Annotated in this window: 22 protein-coding genes; 4 read left to right on the top strand and 18 right to left on the bottom strand. The window is 64.2% G+C overall.

The window, feature by feature from the left end:
- Positions 1–160 precede the first annotated feature (160 nt).
- The 6 genes from Q0K09_RS07570 to dpsA all read right to left on the bottom strand — a co-directional run bounded on the left by Q0K09_RS07570 (position 161) and on the right by dpsA (position 5,267).
- Positions 161–925, bottom strand: coding sequence for a hypothetical protein (locus Q0K09_RS07570; RefSeq protein ID WP_294474917.1), 765 nt, complete (start codon positions 923–925; stop codon positions 161–163).
- A gap of 472 nt (positions 926–1,397) precedes the next feature.
- Positions 1,398–1,877 (bottom strand): hypothetical protein, encoded by a 480-nt coding sequence (locus Q0K09_RS07565; protein ID WP_294474915.1) that lies wholly within the window; start codon positions 1,875–1,877, stop codon positions 1,398–1,400.
- A 116-nt stretch (positions 1,878–1,993) separates the two neighbouring features.
- Positions 1,994–2,401, bottom strand: a complete 408-nt coding sequence (locus tag Q0K09_RS07560) for a hypothetical protein (protein WP_294474913.1) — start codon at positions 2,399–2,401, stop codon at positions 1,994–1,996.
- 495 nt (positions 2,402–2,896) lie between these two features.
- On the bottom strand, positions 2,897–3,352 hold the full coding sequence (nrdR, locus tag Q0K09_RS07555; RefSeq protein WP_294474910.1) for a transcriptional regulator NrdR: 456 nt from the start codon (positions 3,350–3,352) through the stop codon (positions 2,897–2,899).
- Between the two features lie 464 nt (positions 3,353–3,816).
- Positions 3,817–4,398: a dipicolinate synthase subunit B gene (locus Q0K09_RS07550; RefSeq protein WP_294474908.1), complete on the bottom strand. Its 582-nt coding sequence runs from the start codon at positions 4,396–4,398 to the stop codon at positions 3,817–3,819.
- A 2-nt stretch (positions 4,399–4,400) separates the two neighbouring features.
- On the bottom strand, positions 4,401–5,267 hold the full coding sequence (dpsA, locus tag Q0K09_RS07545) for a dipicolinate synthase subunit DpsA (protein ID WP_294474907.1): 867 nt from the start codon (positions 5,265–5,267) through the stop codon (positions 4,401–4,403).
- Between the two features lie 139 nt (positions 5,268–5,406).
- Between dpsA and Q0K09_RS07540 the strand changes: the two genes are divergently transcribed.
- The 3 genes from Q0K09_RS07540 to Q0K09_RS07530 are packed head-to-tail and all read left to right on the top strand — an operon-like array spanning position 5,407 to position 8,782.
- Positions 5,407–6,204, top strand: coding sequence for a TIGR04255 family protein (locus Q0K09_RS07540; protein WP_294474905.1), 798 nt, complete (start codon positions 5,407–5,409; stop codon positions 6,202–6,204).
- Positions 6,205–6,207: 3 nt separating this feature from the next.
- Entirely contained in the window at positions 6,208–7,617 is a 1,410-nt protein-coding gene (fumC, locus tag Q0K09_RS07535; RefSeq protein WP_294474903.1) for a class II fumarate hydratase, read from the top strand.
- Positions 7,610–8,782, top strand: coding sequence for an NADP-dependent malic enzyme (locus tag Q0K09_RS07530; protein WP_294474901.1), 1,173 nt, complete (start codon positions 7,610–7,612; stop codon positions 8,780–8,782). Before fumC ends, Q0K09_RS07530 begins: the two co-directional genes overlap by 8 nt.
- Positions 8,783–8,851: 69 nt before the next feature.
- Here the strand turns inward: Q0K09_RS07530 and Q0K09_RS07525 are convergent, their stop codons facing one another.
- The 3 genes from Q0K09_RS07525 to Q0K09_RS07515 are packed head-to-tail and all read right to left on the bottom strand — an operon-like array spanning position 8,852 to position 10,383.
- Positions 8,852–9,754: an RluA family pseudouridine synthase gene (locus Q0K09_RS07525; RefSeq protein WP_294474899.1), complete on the bottom strand. Its 903-nt coding sequence runs from the start codon at positions 9,752–9,754 to the stop codon at positions 8,852–8,854.
- 3 nt (positions 9,755–9,757) lie between these two features.
- Positions 9,758–10,180: a hypothetical protein gene (locus Q0K09_RS07520; RefSeq protein ID WP_294474893.1), complete on the bottom strand. Its 423-nt coding sequence runs from the start codon at positions 10,178–10,180 to the stop codon at positions 9,758–9,760.
- Complete coding sequence (locus Q0K09_RS07515) at positions 10,177–10,383, bottom strand: helix-turn-helix transcriptional regulator (RefSeq protein WP_294474891.1); 207 nt, start codon at positions 10,381–10,383, stop codon at positions 10,177–10,179. Before Q0K09_RS07515 ends, Q0K09_RS07520 begins: the two co-directional genes overlap by 4 nt.
- Before the next feature lie 179 nt (positions 10,384–10,562).
- On the opposite strand from Q0K09_RS07515, the gene hemW reads away from it, so the two are divergent.
- A complete protein-coding gene (gene hemW, locus Q0K09_RS07510) occupies positions 10,563–11,786 on the top strand; it encodes a radical SAM family heme chaperone HemW (RefSeq protein ID WP_294474889.1) in 1,224 nt (407 codons plus the stop codon).
- Between the two features lie 77 nt (positions 11,787–11,863).
- On the opposite strand, the gene Q0K09_RS07505 is transcribed toward hemW, so the two are convergent.
- From Q0K09_RS07505 to Q0K09_RS07465, 9 genes are all read right to left on the bottom strand, one after another.
- Positions 11,864–12,700 (bottom strand): DegV family protein, encoded by an 837-nt coding sequence (locus Q0K09_RS07505; protein ID WP_294474887.1) that lies wholly within the window; start codon positions 12,698–12,700, stop codon positions 11,864–11,866.
- 72 nt (positions 12,701–12,772) lie between these two features.
- A complete protein-coding gene (locus tag Q0K09_RS07500; protein WP_294474884.1) occupies positions 12,773–13,675 on the bottom strand; it encodes a 3D domain-containing protein in 903 nt (300 codons plus the stop codon).
- A gap of 463 nt (positions 13,676–14,138) precedes the next feature.
- Positions 14,139–14,894, bottom strand: coding sequence for a tRNA (guanosine(37)-N1)-methyltransferase TrmD (gene trmD / locus Q0K09_RS07495; RefSeq protein WP_294474882.1), 756 nt, complete (start codon positions 14,892–14,894; stop codon positions 14,139–14,141).
- Between the two features lie 2 nt (positions 14,895–14,896).
- Positions 14,897–15,394, bottom strand: a complete 498-nt coding sequence (gene rimM, locus Q0K09_RS07490) for a ribosome maturation factor RimM (protein WP_294474880.1) — start codon at positions 15,392–15,394, stop codon at positions 14,897–14,899.
- Positions 15,395–15,451: 57 nt separating this feature from the next.
- The gene (locus Q0K09_RS07485) at positions 15,452–15,682 is read right to left on the bottom strand and encodes a KH domain-containing protein (protein WP_294474877.1); all 231 of its coding nucleotides are present in this window, start codon (positions 15,680–15,682) and stop codon (positions 15,452–15,454) included.
- Positions 15,683–15,699: 17 nt separating this feature from the next.
- On the bottom strand, positions 15,700–15,936 hold the full coding sequence (rpsP, locus tag Q0K09_RS07480; RefSeq protein ID WP_294474874.1) for a 30S ribosomal protein S16: 237 nt from the start codon (positions 15,934–15,936) through the stop codon (positions 15,700–15,702).
- A gap of 81 nt (positions 15,937–16,017) precedes the next feature.
- On the bottom strand, positions 16,018–17,370 hold the full coding sequence (gene ffh, locus Q0K09_RS07475; RefSeq protein ID WP_294474872.1) for a signal recognition particle protein: 1,353 nt from the start codon (positions 17,368–17,370) through the stop codon (positions 16,018–16,020).
- Between the two features lie 4 nt (positions 17,371–17,374).
- Positions 17,375–17,743 carry a YlxM family DNA-binding protein gene (ylxM, locus tag Q0K09_RS07470; RefSeq protein WP_294474870.1) on the bottom strand — a complete coding sequence of 123 codons (369 nt, stop codon included), beginning with the start codon at positions 17,741–17,743 and terminating at the stop codon, positions 17,375–17,377.
- A gap of 37 nt (positions 17,744–17,780) precedes the next feature.
- Positions 17,781–18,185 (bottom strand): hypothetical protein (locus tag Q0K09_RS07465; RefSeq protein WP_294474869.1); only part of this gene is annotated, 405 nt, incomplete at its 5' end.

Genomic DNA, 18,185 nt, shown 5'->3' with positions numbered 1-18,185 from the left:
GCGTCCGCCTCGATAACACCCCGGCCCCGCAGGATGGGCTTGTACCGGCCCTGCATCAGATCGAACATCTTTTCCACAAGTCCTTTTCGGTCGGGGCGGAACGGGGGCAGGGCCTCGCAGGTGACGCCGTAACGGAGACACAGTTCCTTTATGCGGCCGCCTAAGAAGTCCCGGCCCTGGTCTGTGATGACCTCAGACGGGAGCCCTTTGCTGGGCCAGTCGGCAGCGTCGATGGGGATGCCGTAACCCCGGCAATATTCACTTTGTCCATGGTGGCGTTGGCGAGACAGGCCATGACGGCTTCCACGCCCGCCTCATAGCCCACATAGTGCCCCGCAATCAGTTGGGTGGCGGTGTCCACGGCCAGGTAGACATAGGGGCGGCCCACGACCTTGGTGCGGTCCAAGCGGAAAACAAGGTAGATGTCTGCTGTGGTGGCATCCATCTGATAGGCCCCGATGTGGTCTTTCCACGCCATGGCGGACCCGGTGAGGGGGCGGGCAGTCCGTTGGTAGTTGGTGAGGCCGTCCCGGGCGATGGTCCGCTCACTGCGGCGGTGGTATGTATGGTCGTAGAAGTAGTGACGGAAGGCCGGCCATGTGGGGCGCTTGTCTGCCAGATGGCCGTCCGAGGCGGTGAAGAATTGATGGAGCATGAGGTCGTAGGTATCCCGCAGGGTGGGCCGCTTGGCAGAGTAGTAGAAGGTCTGGATGGCGCGCTTGTAGTAGTTCTCGTACTCCGGCGGACGGCGCTCCCGGGACTTGTGTTTCATCACGGCCCCGGTGGCGATGTATTGATAGTACAGCCGCAGGACGCGCCGGCTGGTGGTGCCGTGCTCCCGCGCCGCCTCTGCCGCAAGCTGGCGGCGAATGGCAGGGTCGCTGACGCAGTCCCCGTTGTCAAGCAGGGGCTGAATCAACGCCATGCGCACCTGCTCCGCGGCCGTCTGCGGCGCTTCCCCTGCTCTGCGGCGCACGGCTCCGGGGCAGGTGCGCGGGGATAGGCGTCCAGTTCCCGCTGGTCCACGAAGCGGGGCGGCCCCGGAGCGTCACAGGAGACAAGCCATGCGCCTTGGGGCTCTGCCTTCAGGATGCGAAACTGTTCTCCGTTGATGTCAAGGTACATCGTGTTTGCCCTCCGTTTCTTCTGGATTTGGTTTGGTGTAAGTCTGTGACAGTCATTTCTGTACCTTTCCCATGTATTCTCTAAAATAAAAATTAAACGTTAAAAATGAAAAAGTATGGTCTATGACCGGCACGACTGTCACGAAATTTGTTCTGCCTCCACTCCCACTGTATTCTCCCCATGCGGCGAAGGGAGGGGCGCAGAGGGCCGTGCCCCCTGCGCCCCTTTTCCGTGTGTATTAGCAGGGGAGGGAGCGGCGTCACGGACGAGGATCACCAGGTGTCCCGCCGGGGAATAAATTCGACTTCCACCCAATCCGGGATGGGGTCGCAGGGCTCCCCGCCAAAACTGTTTCCCTGTTTCGTGTAGATGTCCGGCCGGCGGTCTGCCCTGGGGTCTATATCGACATACAACCTGCCCTCGCATTCATAGACAGGGCGGCTCCAGCTGTCTCGTCCCACCAGCCGGAGTCGCAGTTTGGGTGGCTGGACTTCCCAGCGTGCCGGTTCCTTTGCAATAGCCCAGGCGGACAAGGATGTCTTGGGGGCGCCCGGCATATCTTCGAGGGCCTCCGTCATGCCACACTCGTCACATATATAGACATTGAGCCGGCGGCTCAGGGCGTTTCGCACGGGATCGCTTTCCATTACAGGCCGGCCACATCGTGGACAGGGATAGTCCCCATCCCACTGCTTCTCGGCAAAACGTGCTATGAGCACCTTGGCCGCTTCTTCACTCATGTACTCTTTCATATCAACATCAACCTTTCTTTGTATTTAGTCGTTCATGACAGGGTGACGGGCGGGGGCCTCTGCGCCGATGCATCGGTAAACTTGGTCGGCCCCATTCCCTCTGTATTCCCAGGCCGTCAGGAAGCGTGGGTCACACCACCTTCCCGGAACAGGGCGACGCGCCAGTCTGATACGCCTACGGCCTCCCAGTACCGGCGGGACAACTCCAGCTGTTCCAGCACGGTTGCCTTGGTCAACTCGTCCTCCCGCACTACCTCCCGGACAGCCTGGGTCCCGTCCGTATGGTGGATCAGAAAATCCGTTTTCCACTCCTGCTTCATGTAGGCGGCACGGATGCCCACGGGGTTCATATGCTGAAACCGCTCCGGGTCGAGGCAGCAGTTCTCCTCGTAGTTCTCCACCCGGTCGTCCGCCTCCAGCTTTTTGGCATACTCCTGTTCCGCATAGCTGTTGACGCAGATGATGCGCCCGCACTTCCCGCTGTGAAACCGGATTTCCCGTTGCTTTTTCGAGGCCCGCTTCATGGTAAATCACCCCCTCTGTTTTTTGGATGAAATTCAGACTTACTTCCGATTTTCTCTGCGTCCCTGTATTTAATCTGAAAAAACAGGGGTATTTCTGGAAACGGTTGGGAAATTTGAGGGCATTTTTTCAAATTAAATCCCTTAAATCCGAAAAATCAGAGAATTATTTTGAAACACTATGTCCCCGTCCCATCTAAAACCGTCATCTGTCCCATAATTTTGTCACTTCCATCCACACCCCCTTCCTCCCCCTACACCCCCTCCATCCCCCCGGGGCCATGCACCAGCCATGAAGCAGAATTTGAAATAATCTTGCTCCATTACGGCTGAACAGCGCCGAAACTGAGCCAAAATCAGCATCAATTCTGAAAACAGCTTTGCGGCATCAGGGGATGAAAAAAGCGAGGGTGCGTCGGATTTTTTCCAACGCACTCTCGCTCATGTTTGGGGTCAAACTTGGCGGACAAGCCGCCGTTTTTCAGGGGATTAGGTCAATTATTTCCCTTCCAGGAGCTTATTGAGCTCATCCATAAAGGTTCCGATGTCCTTAAACTGCCGGTAGACCGAGGCGAAGCGGACATAGGCCACCTCGTCCACATCCTTGAGACGCTCCATGACCAACTCACCGATGTCGGCGGAGCTCACCTCTCGCTCCATGTCGTTTTGCAGGCTCTGCTCGATCTCCCGGGCCAGCTCCTGCAGCTTGGCCAGGGGCACCGAGCGCTTCTCGCAGGCCTTGAGCATACTTCCCAGCAGCTTGTCCCGGTCAAAGGTCTGGCGACTGCCGTCCTTCTTGATGACAATGAGGGGCAGGCTCTCCACCGTCTCGTAGGTGGTGAAGCGCTTATGGCACTCCAGACACTCCCGGCGGCGGCGGATGCTGGTCCCCTCCTCCGCGGGACGGGAGTCCACAACCTTGCTCTCTAAGGTACCGCAATACGGACATTTCATGGGCGCTGCCTCCTTTGTCAGGACCGTTGTCCTTTTTTTCCAGTATAACATATTTTTCCGGCCTTGGGTATCCTTTTTTCAAAAAACCGGCGGCTTCTTCGCGGGAGGCGTATATCCCCCCGCGGCCCTGGCAATACTAGGTGCGTCTTCCCAAGAAAAGAGGTGAATCCGCCATGAAAGACGAGCAAAACAGCAGCCGCATGGACCCCCAGAACCGCAAGGACCAGGGCCAGGCTCAGAACAAGAAGAAGGAGCAGGCTCAGAACAAAAAGGGTGGCCAGTCCCAGTTCTGAGACCGCCCACATAGCGTCCGCCGGGAAGGTGGACAGGACGCCTTCCATCCATGCCCGGCCGGGCATCCGAACGCCGGATGTGGGAGAGGCGCCTGAGAGAAAGACACGGGGAACCGTTGAAACCATGGGCTTCAACGGTTCCCCGTGCGCTTTTCTCCGGCGGGGCCGGGCTCACCGGGGGCCCAGCAGCACCGGCTGCACCTGCTCCCCCTTCAGCGCGGCGTCCACAGCGTCGTTGATGCGGGTAAAGTCGGCCACCAGAGAGGTGGGCTTTCCCACCGGGTCGTCCTGGCGGTAGGGCACGAAGAAGACATGCTTTTTGTCCATCAGCACCCCGATATTTTTGGCCGAGGCGGCCAGGCCGTCGTTGGTGGAGACGGCGATCACCACCGGCCGGCCGTTGCGCCACATGGCCTTGGCGGCCATAGTCACCGCCGTGTCGCTGAAGCCGTTGGCCAGCCGGGCCAGGGTGCTGCCGGTGCAGGGGGCGATGACCAGCACATCCAGCAGCTTCTGGGGCCCGATGGGCTCGGCCTTGGGGATGGAGTCGATGACCCTGCGGTCGCAGATGCGCTCCATCTCACGGAGGAATTCATGGGCGGGGCCGAACCGGCTGTCGGTTTCGGCGCTCTTCTCCGAGACGATGGGGGTGACCGCCCCGTACCTGGCCCTGGCCCGTTCCAGAGCGGGCAGGACCTCGCCGTAGGTACAAAAAGACCCGCAGAAGGCAAATCCGACGCGTACCTGTTCCATACTCAGCCTCCTAATTCGTCGAGAATGTGGTAGATGGTGTCCCGGAGGATTTTTCCGGCGGTGACCGGGGCCACCCTGCCCGGGAGGGAGAGGGCCCAGATCACCCGCACCCCCAGGCGGGCGGCGGCCTCCAGGTCCACACCCCCCGGCCTGGAGGCCAGGTCGATCACCAGACAGCCGGGCTTCAGGTCCGCCAGACGCTCCCCATCCAGCACCCGGGCGGGGACGGTGTTCACCACCAGGTCGTAGGGGCAGAGGTAGCCGTCCAGGCACGCCAGGTGTTCCGGGGCGCAGCCGTAGGCCTCAGCCCAGGCCAGGTCGGCCCATTTCCGGGCCGCCACGCTGACCCGGGCCCCCAGGGCGTGCAACCGGTGGGCGGTGAGCTTCCCCAGCCGCCCAAAGCCCAGTACCAGCACCCGGGCGCCGTGGAGGGTGATGGGCAGCTCCTCCATAGCCAGCTGAACCGCCCCCTCAGCGGTGGGCACGGCGTTGGCCACCGCCAGCTCCTCCCGCTGGAAATAGTCGTACAGCCGCAGCCCCTGCGCCTCCGCCAGGGCCCGGAGCTCCGGCCCCGCCCTGCCGGCGCAGACCACCTGGCCGGGCCGCAGGGCGCGGACCACCTCCTCCAGGGAGGGCTTCCGGGCCGAAAGCGGGGCGTTGAGCCGCCCGCCCTCTCCCGCCGCCGGCAGAGGGAGAATCACGCAGTCGGCCAGCCGCGCCTCCTCCAGGCCCTCCGCCGGCGCCACAGCCTCCTCCGCCCCCTCCAGGGCCCAGGTATGTACCGTGTGTCCGTCCTCCGCCAGGAGCCAGGCCAGCTTGACCTGGCGCAGATCGCCCCCCACCACCCAGAAATTCCATTCGTTCCTCATGGCGCTTCCCTCCGTTTTCCGTCTGCCCCATCCTATTCCATGGCGGCCAAAGGGTTCCTATTCGTTGACAACCGCCGGAGGAGGCATTACAATAGGGGAGAACGTCCGGGTCTCCCGGCCCATAGGAAGGAGCCTTTCCATGCTGTTTTCAGACTATCAGAGATACCAGTACGCCCGGAGCCCCCTGGTAGAGGTCATCTGCCAGCTGCGGTTTCCGGCCATCCTCGCCATCAACACCAAGGAGCCCGCCGAGTTCCAGGAGGCGGTGCGCCGCAGCTTCCCCCGCTATGCCGTCCGTCAGGAGCAGCGCCCGCCCCGGCTGGTGGGGGGCGGCACGCCCAACGCCAAGCTGGAGCCCCAGAGCCCTGTGGCCAACCACAGCTTTGTTTCCGCCGACGGCCTTTGGAAGCTCAACCTCACCAAGGACTTCATCGCCCTGTCCACCCTGCGCTACACCCGCTGGGAGGACTTCGCACTCCGGCTGGACGAGCCCCTGGCCCAGTTTATCCAGGTCTATGCCCCCGCCTTCTTCGAGCGCATCGGCCTGCGGTATGTCAACGCCGTGTCCAAGTCCCGGCTGGGCCTGACGGATCTGCTGTGGGACGACCTCATCCGATCCCCCTATCTGGGCATTCTGGGGGAGCCAGACGTGGACGAGACCAAGGTGAGCCGGTCGGCGGTGGACACGGAGATCGGCCTGGAGGGGGGCATCCGCCTGAAGATCCACGCCGGTCCCGGCCTAATCAACGGCGGAAAGCAGGACCCGGAGCCCAAGTTCATCCTGGACGGGGACGTCTCCCTGCCGGGGAACACCCCCGCTGACAAGGTCCCCGCCATTCTGGACGGACTGCACCACTACGCCGAGCGGTTCTTCCACGGGGCCATCACCCAGGAGCTCCACGAGGCCATGGGGCCCCAGCCTCTGGAGGAGGGCTGAGGCATGGAGGCGAAATACCGCATCGAGCGGGACAGCATGGGGGAAATGCGGGTCCCGGCAGACCGGTACTGGGGGGCCCAGACCCAGCGGAGCTATCAGAATTTCAAAATCGGCACTGAGCGGATGCCGGAGGAGATCCTCCGGGCTTTCGGGGTCCTGAAAAAGGCGGCGGCCCTGGCCAACTGCCAGCTGGGCCGTCTGGACAAGCGGCGCTGTGAAGCCATCTGCGCGGCCTGTGACGAGATCACCGCCGGGAAGCTGGACGGCCACTTCCCCCTGGTGGTGTGGCAGACGGGGTCCGGCACCCAGACCAACATGAACGTCAACGAGGTGGCGGCCCACCGGGGCAATGAGCTGCTGGGGGAGCCCCTTCTGCACCCCAACGACCATGTGAACATGTCCCAGAGCTCCAACGACACCTTTCCCACCGCCCTGCACATCGCGGCGGCCCTGGCCCTGGAGGAGCGGCTGTTCCCCGCCCTGGACGGCCTTGCCGCCACCCTGGCGCGGCTGGAGGCGGAAAACGCCGGCGTGGTGAAGTCGGGCCGCACCCACCTCCAGGACGCGGTGCCCATCACCCTGGGCCAGGAGATCAGCGGCTGGCGGGCCTCCCTGGAGCGGGACCGGGCCCTGCTGAACGCCGCCCTCCCCGGCCTCCGGGAGCTGGCCCTGGGGGGGACCGCCGTGGGCACCGGCCTCAACGCCCCCCCGGGCTTCGCCCAGGCTGCGGCGGAGGCGGTGAGCCGGCTCACCGGAAAGCCCTTCGTCACCGCCCCCAACAAGTTCCACGCCCTTACCAGCCTGGACGAGCTGGTGTTCGCCCACGGGGGCCTCAAGGCCCTGGCCGCCGACCTGATGAAGATCGCCAACGACGTGCGGTGGCTCGCCTCCGGGCCCCGGTGCGGCCTGGGGGAGATCCACATCCCGGCCAACGAGCCCGGCTCCTCCATCATGCCGGGGAAGGTCAACCCCACCCAGTGCGAGGCCGTCACCATGGTGGCGGTGCAGGTCATGGGCAACGACGCGGCGGTGGGAATGGCCGCCAGCCAGGGGAATTTCGAGCTCAACGTCTTCCTGCCGGTGTGCGCCTACAACTTTTTGCAGTCGGTGCGGCTGCTCTCCGACAGCATGGTCTCCTTTGACCGCAACTGCGTCCAGGGCCTCACCGCCGACCGGGAGCGCTGCCGCCGGAATCTCCACAACTCCCTGATGCTGGTCACCGCCCTGAACCCCTACATTGGCTACGACAACGCCGCCAAGACCGCCAAGCTGGCCTACGCGGAAAACCTTTCCCTGAAGGAGGCCTGCGTGCGGCTGGGCTTTTTGACGACGGAGCGGTTCGACCAGGTCTTCCACCCGGAGGAGATGGCCGGGGTCCCCGCCGGACAAGAAGGAGGCGCCCAGCATGGATGAGCTTAGCAGAAAGTCCCTGGAACTCCACTACGCCCTCCAGGGCAAAATCGAAGTGGTGGCCCGGAAGCATGTGGAGACCCGGGAGGACCTCTCCCTGCTCTACACCCCCGGCGTGGCCCAGCCCTGCCGGGAGATTCAGGCCGACGAGGAAAAGTCCTTCGCCCTGACCCGGCGGGGGAACCTTGTGGCCGTCATCACCGACGGCTCCGCCGTCCTGGGCCTGGGGGACATCGGCCCCGCCGCCGGGATGCCGGTGATGGAGGGGAAATGCGCCCTCTTCAAGGAGTTCGGCGGTGTGGATGCCTTCCCCCTGTGCATCGACACTAAGGATGTGGACAAGCTGGTGGAGACCATCGCCCTCCTCTCCAAGAGCTTCGGGGGCATCAACCTGGAGGACATCGCCGCCCCCCGGTGCTTCGAGGTGGAGCGCAGGCTCAAGGAGGTCTGTGACATCCCCGTCTTTCACGACGACCAGCACGGCACCGCCATTGTGGTGGCCTCCGCCCTCCTCAACGCCGTGAAGGTCACCGGAAAGCGGATGGGGGCGCTGAACATCGTCATCAACGGGGCCGGGGCCGCCGGCATCGCCATCGCCAAGCTGCTCCTGACCATGGACTTTGGCAGCGTCACCCTCTGCGACCTCCACGGGATCATCTGTGAGGGGGACCCGGATCTCAATCCCGGCCAGGAGGAGATGAGCCACGTCACCAATCTCCAGCGCCGCCATGGCGCCCTGGCTGACGCCCTCCGGGGGGCCGACGCCTTCATCGGGGTCTCCCGGCCGGGGCTGGTCACCGCCGGGATGGTGGCCTCCATGGACCACGGCATCGTCTTTCCCATGGCCAACCCCGTTCCTGAGATCCTGCCGGAGGAGGCCAAGCGGGGTGGGGCGGCCGTCATCGGCACCGGCCGGAGCGACTTCCCAAACCAGATTAACAACGTGCTGGTCTTCCCTGGCATCTTCAAAGGGGCCCTGGCCGTCCGGGCCCGGGACATCACCGAGGGCATGAAGGTCCGGGCCGCCAAGGCCATCGCCGCCCTCATCCCCGAGGACCAGCTCACCCCAGAGTATATCATCCCCTCGGTCCTGGACAAGTCGGTGGCTGACGCCGTGGCCCAGGCCGTGGCCGACGAGGCCCGGGAGCAGGGCATCGCCCGGGCCTGACGCCCAGATATGCCAGAGACCGCCGCGCACACCCTCCGGGTGTGCGCGGCGGTCTCGCCGCAAAAGGGCTTACGCCATCAGCCGCCTCATGTCCTCTGGCAGCGCCGCCTGGAAGGAGAGCAGCGCCCCGGTGATGGGCTGCCGGACCTCCAGCTTCCAGGAGTGGAGGGCGGGCCGGCCGATGAGGGCCGGGTCCTCCGCGCCGTAGAGGAAGTCCCCGGCCAGAGGGCAGCCCAGATGGGCCATGTGGACCCGGATCTGATGGGTCCGGCCGGTGACCAGCTCCAGCCGCACCAGGGTCCGATCCCCCCGCCGGGCGAGGACCTGATACCGGGTCCGGGCCGGCTGGCCGTCTGGCCGCACTGCCCGGGCCAGGATGGAGCCCTCCGCCATCCCGATGGGGGCGTCCACCTCCCCGGTCTCCTCTGGGGGGCTCCCCAGACAGACCGCCAGATAGGTCCGCCGGAACGCCGCCGTGTGGAGCTGCCCCTTGAGTTTCTCCTGGGCGTGGGGGTGCTTGGCCACCACCAGCAGGCCGGAGGTCCCCTTGTCCAGCCGGTGGACCGGGTGAAAGCCGGCCTCAATCCCCTGTGTCCTGTAATATTCCATCAGAAAATTGCCGATTGTATCAGAAAAATGCCCCACCCCCGGGTGGACCAGCACGCCGGGGGCCTTGTTGACCACCAGCAGGTCCCTGTCCTCATAGACGATGTCCAGGGGGCCAGGGGTGGGGACCACCCCGCTGCGGACCTCCGGGTCGGAGAGCCGCACGGTGAGCACCTGCCCCGCCTCCGCCCGCTGGCTGGTGAAGACCCGTTCCCCGTCCAGCAGGATGCCGTCGGGGAGCCATTTGATCCGCCGGATGACGGTGCCGGAGAGGCCCAGCTCCTTCCGGAGGAGGGTGTCCACTCTCTGGCCTGCCCGCTCCGGAGGGACTGTGAGGCGTACCCGCCGGACCTGACGCGCCGCCACGGCTCACATCCTCTTGGCCCAGCGGCCCATGTGGAAGAGGTAGAAGGCGTGGTGAAAAAACAACACCCCCGCCGACAGGAGAATAAAGGGGAGGTCCTGCCGGGCCAGGGCCGCCACATAGGGGACCCACAGCAGGGCGGAGGTCCAATACCAGCTGTCCTGGGCGGCCTTCTCCCGGATGGCGATGTTCCGCTCGTCGGTCTCAGACCGCTCTAGCTCGGAGCGTTCCTTGGGGGTCATCCGCCAGACCGCCATGCCCATGACGATTCCGCCGCCCCCCACCCCCAGGGCTGCGCCCCCCAAACCGGCCAGGAGACCGTTGGCCCAGCCGGGGAGGCCATCTCCCCTAAAAATTACCACAGCCAGCAAGGCCAGGCCCACCACCGTACCGGCCAGCGGCAACCCTCTTTTCAGCTTTTCCTTCATGTGGCATCCTCCTCCTCAAAAAGAAATAGTTCTTCAATGGCCAGGCCGAAGTACCGGGCCAACCGGTGAGCCAGCAGCAGGGAGGCGTTGTACCGCCCGTTCTCCAGGGAGATGATGGTCTGCCGGGTGACCCCCACGGCCTCCCCCAGTTCCTCCTGGGTGATCCGGCGCTCCCGCCGCAGCTCCGCGATGCGGTTCTGCACGTTCCCACCCCTTTCCCTCGAATTGTATAGCGTACTTTACATATTAAGTATAGCACACTTGACATGATTGTCAAGTGTATTTTACAATCTTAGAAAAAATTTTCAGCGAGATTGCCAGCGCCCCCAAAAAACGATATAATATAAAGCAAACCTGGAGCGGCGGAAGAAAGGAGGAGCCTATGGCCAGACAGCTGGGACTTTATATCCACATCCCCTTTTGCAGGTGCAAGTGCGACTACTGCGACTTCTACTCTCTGGCTGGCCGGGAGGAGCGCATGGACGCCTGCCAGAAGGCCCTGCTCACCCACATCAAGGAGACGGCCCCTCAGGCTAAGGGCTATGTGGTGGACACCATCTACTTCGGCGGGGGGACGCCCAGCCTCTACGGGCCCAAGCGGGTGAAGGAGCTGCTGAGCTGCATCCGCCGCCGCTTTGAGGTGGCGGGCAACGCCGAGATCACCCTGGAGGCCAACCCGGACAGCGCCGACAAGAAGCGTATGCGGGCCTACCGCCGGGCGGGGGTCAACCGGGTGTCCCTGGGGATGCAGTCGGCCCACGACGATGAGCTCTCCGCCCTCCACCGGCCCCACACCTTCCAACAGGTCCAGGAGGCGGTGGAGGCCATCCGGGGGGCCAGGATCAAGAACCTGACCCTGGACTTGATCTACGGCCTGCCGGGCCAGGATATGGCCCGGTGGCGGGACTCGGTGGAGAAGGCCCTGGCCCTGCGGCCGGAGCATCTGTCCTGCTACGGCCTGAAGGTGGAGGAGGGCACCCCCCTTCAGGCCCGGGTAGACCGGGGGGAGCGGCTCCCCGACGATGACCTCCAGGCCGACATGTACCTGTGGATGGTGGCCCGGCTGGAGGCGGCGGGCTACCACCAGTATGAGATCTCCAACTTCGCCCGGCCTGGCTTCCAGTCCCGGCACAACCTGAAATACTGGCTCACCCGGCCCTATCTGGGCTTCGGGCCCGGGGCCCACTCCGACTTTGGGGGGCGGCGGTTCTCCTTTCTCCGGGACCTGGACGGCTATATCGACGGGGTGCTGGGGGGAAAGCCCATCCTGGACTCCGACGACCTCATCCCCAAGCGGGAGCGCTCCGGGGAGTACCTGATGCTCCGGCTGCGGACCACCCGGGGCATTGAGGAGTGGGAGTACCGCCGGGAGTACTTCATGAATTTCGACCCCGTCGAGGCTAAGCTGGCCGAGTACGAGCAAAACGGCTGGGCCGCCCGGGTGGGCCAGCGCTGGCGGCTGACCCCCGTGGGCTTCCTGCTCTCCAACCAGCTCATCGGGGAGCTGCTGGAGCGCCAGGAGAGCGCCACCCTGGAGACCACCCTCCCCAAGGTGCAAAAAAATCCCCCGCCCCCCGGACCGGCGCCCGGCGGTGAGGCGAGGTGAGGGTCCGCAGATGAACAAACGCAAGGCCGGAGTCTCCCTGAGGCTCCGGCCTTGCGTTGTCTGATGGAAGGGGCCGGTCAATAGGCCGCCACAATGCCGCCCCGATTGGCATAGACGGTGCTGACGCCGCCGGCTTCGCAGACCAGAATGTCGGAGAAGCCGCAGCGGGCCCGGATCATGTCCTTGAACTGGAAGACCCGATCCAGGCAGTCGCAGTGGGCGAGCACCAGCAGCCGGCCCTGGTGGCCGGGGTCCGCAGCCATGAGCTCCGCCATCTTGACCAGGGCCTGCTTCATGCTCAGGGCCTGACCCCGCTTGCAGATGGACCCCTCGGGGGTGGCCCCCATCAGGAGCTTGATCCGCAGGGCGGCGGTGACCACCGACTGCACGCCGCTGAGGCGGCCGTTTTTCCGCAGGGTCTCCAGGGACTCCAGCACAAAGAGGGTCTGCATGTCCTGACAGAAGCGGCTGGCCTCCTGGACCACTTTCTGGAAGGGGAGCCCTGCGGCGGCCAGGGCCCGGACCTTCAGGGCCAGCAGAACCTCCCCGGAGGAGGCTGAGCACGAGTTGAAGATGTGGATGCGGGTCTCTGGGTGCTCCTCCAGCCAGATCTGCCGGGCCTGCTGGGCGCTGTTGTGGGAGCCGGAGAGGAGGGCCGAGAGGGTGACGACGTACAACTCGCCGGCCCCGCAGGCAAAGGCGTCCAGATACTGCGCCGGGGAGGGGCAGGCTGTCTGCGGGGGCTCCGGGGACTGCTGCATCTGCCACAGCAGCTCCGGGCGGTCCAGGGCGGCGTCGTCTGTAAAGACCCGGTCCCCCACCCGGATGGAGAGGGGAACGCTGAGAAAGGCGTCCTCACGGAGCAGGGAGGGAGTCAGGTCGCAGCAGCTATCCACGATCACCTTAAAGCTCATGGCAAAAATCTCCTCATCTGATTTTTCAAATCAGATTCTACCACAGCCGGGGGAGAAAGTCAACGCCGCCGCTCAGGCCAGCAGATAGACGTCGCAGTCCCGGACGCCGAACTGGATGCACGCCTCATAAGTGTCAAAGAAGAGGTCGATGCGGTTGCCCTGAATGGCGCCGCCGCAGTCCTCCGCAGTGGCCACGCCGTAGGTGATGGAGCCGTCGGCGGAGACAATGAACATCCGGGTGCCGTAGGGGATGACGTCGGGGTCCACGGCGATGGCCCCCACCCGGGCAATGGTGCCGGTGGCGGTGCGCTTCCAGGACTGCCGCTGGGTGGTGTAGGCGGTGGCCCGGCAGCGGAGGACCTGGGTATAGGCCATCTCCGTCCCGGAGGCGGTGGTGAGGACTCCGCCGCCGGAGCCGTCCGGGTCCAGGTGGGTGAGGACGTCATCACTGACACTGAGCCAGGAGGACGGCACGGCCTCTACCTTGGTGCCGTAGGCCACAATCTCGTCCACCGGCTGGACGGTGACGTCGCTGCCCAGGTCATAGCGGTGGACGGTGCCGTCGGGATCGGTGACCACCCGGGCCCGGTTCACCACCACCCCCTGGACGCCGGCCTGGAGCAGATACTCCTGGCCCAGAGGGAGGTCTGGGTCCGCCTGGCGCAGGGTCTCATAGGGCAGGTACGCCTGCACCGTCTCCTGGTAGGTGGTGACCGGGCGCTCCACCGTCACACGGACGGCGCCGCCGTCCTGGACCTGGGTGGTAACCCGGTCCCGGCTGGTGACGGAGACGCCGGCCTGGGCCAGAGCCTCCTCAACCGCCCCGGCCCGGCTGTAGACCACATAGCTGTCCGCCCCGTCCACAATCTCGAAGGTGGTCCGGGGGCTGGCGGAGCCCGTGGCCAGGGTCAGGGTCAACAGGGCGGCGGTCAGCAGGGCGGCGGCGCGGCCGCCCCGGGGGATTCGCTCCAACATGGAAAAATTCCTCCTGAAAATATCGCGTCAGTTTGTAATCTTTTGCAGTGCATAGATTTGCATGGATTATAGCCGTATTTTTTGCAAAAGTCAAATCAAGCGGGAACTTTCAAAAGGAATTGCAGGAGAAGGGGGGCGAAAAAACCTGTCGGCTTTCGTCGCGGGGCGGGGAGAAAAGTAACAAATCGTTACAAAAAGTTACGGCCGCAAGCCCCTGGGGGACAAGGGCTTGGGGGTTTTTCTGGCGAAGCCGGGCGAAGGGGCGGCGGCCGAGGGCGGAAGGGCGTCGGCAGGTCCCCTTTTCCCTCGTGAAAATTCCCTAAATTTCGGGAATGTTCACCCAGAAGGAAGGAAATCCGACTTCAAATTGGAAAAAATGTTTGGTGAGACTGTCAAAAAAGCCGGGAGGCTGTCCCACGAAATTTTGTGGGCTGTGACGAGAAAAAGGGGGAAATCCACCGCCTCAGCCCCGGAAGTCCGGCGCCTCCTCCCGCAGCTCGGCGAGGAGCTTCTGGTCCTCCTTGGAGGAGAGGTCCAGCTTTTCGTAGAGGTCGGGCCGCCGCCGCCAGGTCCGCAGGAGGCTCTGCTTCCGCCGCCAGCGGGCCACCAGGGCGTGGTTGCCGGAGCGGAGGACGGGGGGGACGGTGCGGCCGTGCCAGGTCTCCGGCCGGGAGTACTGGGGATACTCCAGCATTCCGCTGTAGTGGCTCTCCTCCTGGAAGCACTCGGGGTCGGGGAGGACGCCGGGGACCATCCGGGCCACGGCGTCGGCCACCACCATGGCGGGCAGTTCCCCGCCGGTGAGGACGAAGTCCCCGATGGAGAGCTCCTCGTCCACACATTCCTCCACAAACCGCTCGTCGATGCCCTCGTAGTGGCCGCAGACCAGGATCAGGTGGTCGTAGTCCCGCAGGAGCCGCTTGGCCTCCTCCTGGGTAAAGGTTTTACCGGCGGGGGAGAGGCAGATGGTGTGTCCGGGGCCGAAGGCGTCCGTCAGATGCCGCCAGCACTGGTAGAGGGGGTCGGCCTGCATCACCGCCCCCCGGCCGCCGCCGTAGGGGTAGTCGTCCACCTGCTTTTGCTTGTTGAGGGTGTAGTCCCGGATCTGGTGGGCCTCGATGCGCAGAAGGTCCCGCTCCTGGGCCCGGCCCAGGATGGATTCGTTCATCATGTCGCCCACCGTCTCGTCAAAGAGGGTCATAATATCAATGCGGTACATCCTCACTCCCCCATCCCTTCGATGAGGCGGACCCGGATGAAGCCGCCCTCCACGTCGATCTCCTTGACAAATTCGTCCACGGCGGGGATGAGGTACTCCCGGCCTCCGCCCCGGACCACATAGACCTCGTGGGACGGGGGGGTCAGGATGTCGGACACCGTCCCCAGCACCGCGCCGGTGTCGGCGTCCCGGACCTCCAGGCCCATGAGGTCGGCCAGGAAGTGCCGGCCCTCCGGGAGCGCCACCCCGGTGCGGTCGATGAAGACGGTCTTGCCCTTGAGGCGCATGGCGGCGTTGATGTCCTCCACCCCCTCCAGCCGGGCCAGGACATTGCCCTTGTGGGGCCGGGCGGCGGTTATTTGCACCGGAGCGCCGTCAATATAGAGGATGTTGAAGGCGCAGAGAAACTCCGGGGAGTCGCACCAGGGGACGATCTTGACCTCCCCTTGGATGCCGTGGGTGTTGACGATCTGGCCGGCCTCGAGAAATTTGTTTTTCATGCCCAAAAATCCCTCCTGTGGATAGAAAAAGGCGGCGGGAGGACATCCCGCCGCCTTTCAGTCGACGATCTCGACGGAAACTCTGACGCCTTTGCGCTGGGCCACGGAGCGCATCAGGGTGCGGATCTCCTTGGCGATGCGGCCCTGGCGGCCGATGACCTTGCCCATGTCCTCCGGGGCCACCCGGAGCTCCAGCAGGGTCTCGCCGTTGGACTGGGTCTCGGAGACGGAGACCGCCTCCGGGTGCTCCACCAGGTGCTGGGCCACATAGGTGAGAAGCTCTTTCATGCCGCCCGCCTCCTGGCTTACACCCCGGCCTTTTTCAGCAGGGCGCGCACGGTCTCGGTGGGCTGAGCGCCGGTCTTGATCCAGGCCTGGGCCCGGTCCACGTCCACCTTCAGCTCGGCGGGGTCCACCGTGGGGTTGTAGAAACCGATCTCCTCAATGAAGCGGCCGTCCCGGGGATAGCGGGAGTCGGCCACCACGATACGATAGAAGGGGGCCTTCTTGGCGCCCATGCGGCGCAGTCTGATCTTTACCATGGTATCGTCACCTCCAAATTCAATGTGTTCCTTTATGTGGCAGTACCTTGGGGCGCACCCCGGCGGTACGGGCCAATGAACTCAGAAGGGGAGCTTAAACTTCCCCATGCGGCCCAGCTTCCGGGCCATCTTTCCGCCGCTCATGCCGGCCATCTGCCGGGTGAGCTGCTGCATCTGCTCGAACTGCTTCAAAAGCCGGTTGACATCCACCACCTGGGTCCCGCTGCCGGCGGCAATGCGCTTTTTCCGGCTGCTGTTGAGGAGAGAGGGGTTCTCCCGCTCCTCTGGGGTCATGGAGAGGAGAATGGCTTCGGTCCGGCTCAGGGCGTGCTTGTCCAGGTCGGCCCCCTCCAGGGCCTTGGCGTCCACGCCGGGGAGCATCCCGGCCAGGTCGGCCATGGAGCCCATGCCCTTGAACTGGACCAGCTGGTCGTAGAAATCCGTCAGGGTGAGGCGGTTTTTCCGCATCTTCTCCTGGAGCTCGGCGGCCTTCTTCTGGTCGAAGCTCTGCTGGGCCTTCTCAATGAGGGTCAGCACGTCGCCCATGCCCAGGATGCGGGAGGCCATGCGGTCCGGGTGGAAGACCTCCACCTGGTCCAGTTTCTCTCCCATGCCCACGAACTTGATGGGCTTGCCGGTGACGGCCTTGATGGAGAGGGCCGCGCCGCCACGGGCGTCGCCGTCCAGCTTGGTGAGCATGACGCCGGTGATGTCCAGGGCCTCGTCAAAGGCCTTGGCGGCGTTCACCGCGTCCTGGCCGATCATGGCGTCCACCACCAGCAGAATCTCGTCGGGCTCCACTGCGGCCTTCATGACCTTGAGCTCCTCCATGAGCTCCTCGTCCACATGGAGCCGCCCGGCGGTGTCCAGAAAGACCAGGTCGTTGCCGTGCTGCCTGGCGTGGGCAATGGCGGCTCTGGCGATGTCCACCGGGTCGGCCTGTCCCATCTGGAAGACGGGGATGTCCAGCTGTGCCCCCACCACCTCCAGCTGGTGGATGGCGGCGGGGCGGAAGGTGTCGCAGGCGGCCAGCAGGGGCCGCTTGCCGTTTTGCCTTTTCATGAAGCCGGCCAGCTTGGCGCAGTTGGTGGTCTTGCCGGCGCCGTTGAGGCCCACCACCATCACCACCGTGGGGGGCTTGGCGGCCTGGTTCAGCTTCACGCTGCCGCCGCCCATGAGGCCGGTGAGCTCCTCGTTGACGATCTTCACGATCATCTGGGCGGGGGTCAGGCTCTCCAGCACGTCGGAGCCAATGGCCCGCTCGGTCACCTGCTTGGTGAAGTCCTTGACCACCTTGTAGCTCACGTCGGCCTCCAAAAGGGCCATGCGGATTTCCTTCATGGCCTCCTTCACGTCGGCCTCAGAGAGGCGGCCCTTGCCCCGGAGCTTCTTGAAGACGTTGGAGAGTTTTTCGGTCAGTCCTTCAAATGCCATGAATCTACTCCTGAATCAGGGTGTCGGCCAGGGACTTGATGCGCCCGGCCAGGTCCTCCAGCGCCTGGCTGTTGAAGCCCTCGTCGTTGAGGGCCAGGATGCGCCCGGCGCACTCCGAAACCTCCCGGAGCTGTCCCTGCATGATGTGAAACCGGCGGATGAGGCCGGTCTTGTCCTCGATCTCGGTGAGGTAGGCCTCGGCCCGGACGATGACGTCCCGGACCCCCTGGCGGGTGATGCCGTAATTTTCCGCGATCTCGGCCAGGGAGAGGTCCTCATTGTAATAGAGGTCGTAGAACTCCCGCTGCCGGTCGGTCAGCAGGTCGCCATAAAAGTCGTAGAGCATGGACATGCGGTAGGTCTGGTTCTTCATTCTCCTACCTCCCCGGCATTTGTAAAGTCCTGCGGCTTTACAGCATAAATATGATACAATATTTTGCCGCCCCTGTCAAGGGGAAAAAGGGGACTTTTCCGCCTTTCGACGGTCTGGACTGCTGCGGCGGCGGCCGCATAAGAGGCAGCACAAAAGGACTTGCCGCCTGTGCTTCACAGACAACAAGCCCTTTTGGCTGCTGAAACAATTTTCCTTCTGGGGCTTGTTTGAAAATTGGCGCTGTGTCCGGCAGCGAGGGATTTTGGGCGGCTGGCAAGCAATTTTGACCCAGGAATCCTGGCGGATTGCAAGGAAAAATTGCGCCGTCCAGGGGACAAAAGCCCCGCCGGTTGGGCATGTTGACTTTTTTCAAACAAGCCCTAGGGCTTGTTTGAAAATTGGCGATGTGTCCGGCAGCGAGGGATTTTGGGCCTCTGGCAAG

Origin of the sequence: uncultured Intestinimonas sp. (assembly GCF_944387725.1) — a bacterium.
Lineage (GTDB): Bacteria > Bacillota > Clostridia > Oscillospirales > Oscillospiraceae > Intestinimonas.
Note: the sequence above shows the minus strand (reverse complement) of the source record. Positions and strands in the feature narration are given on the sequence as shown.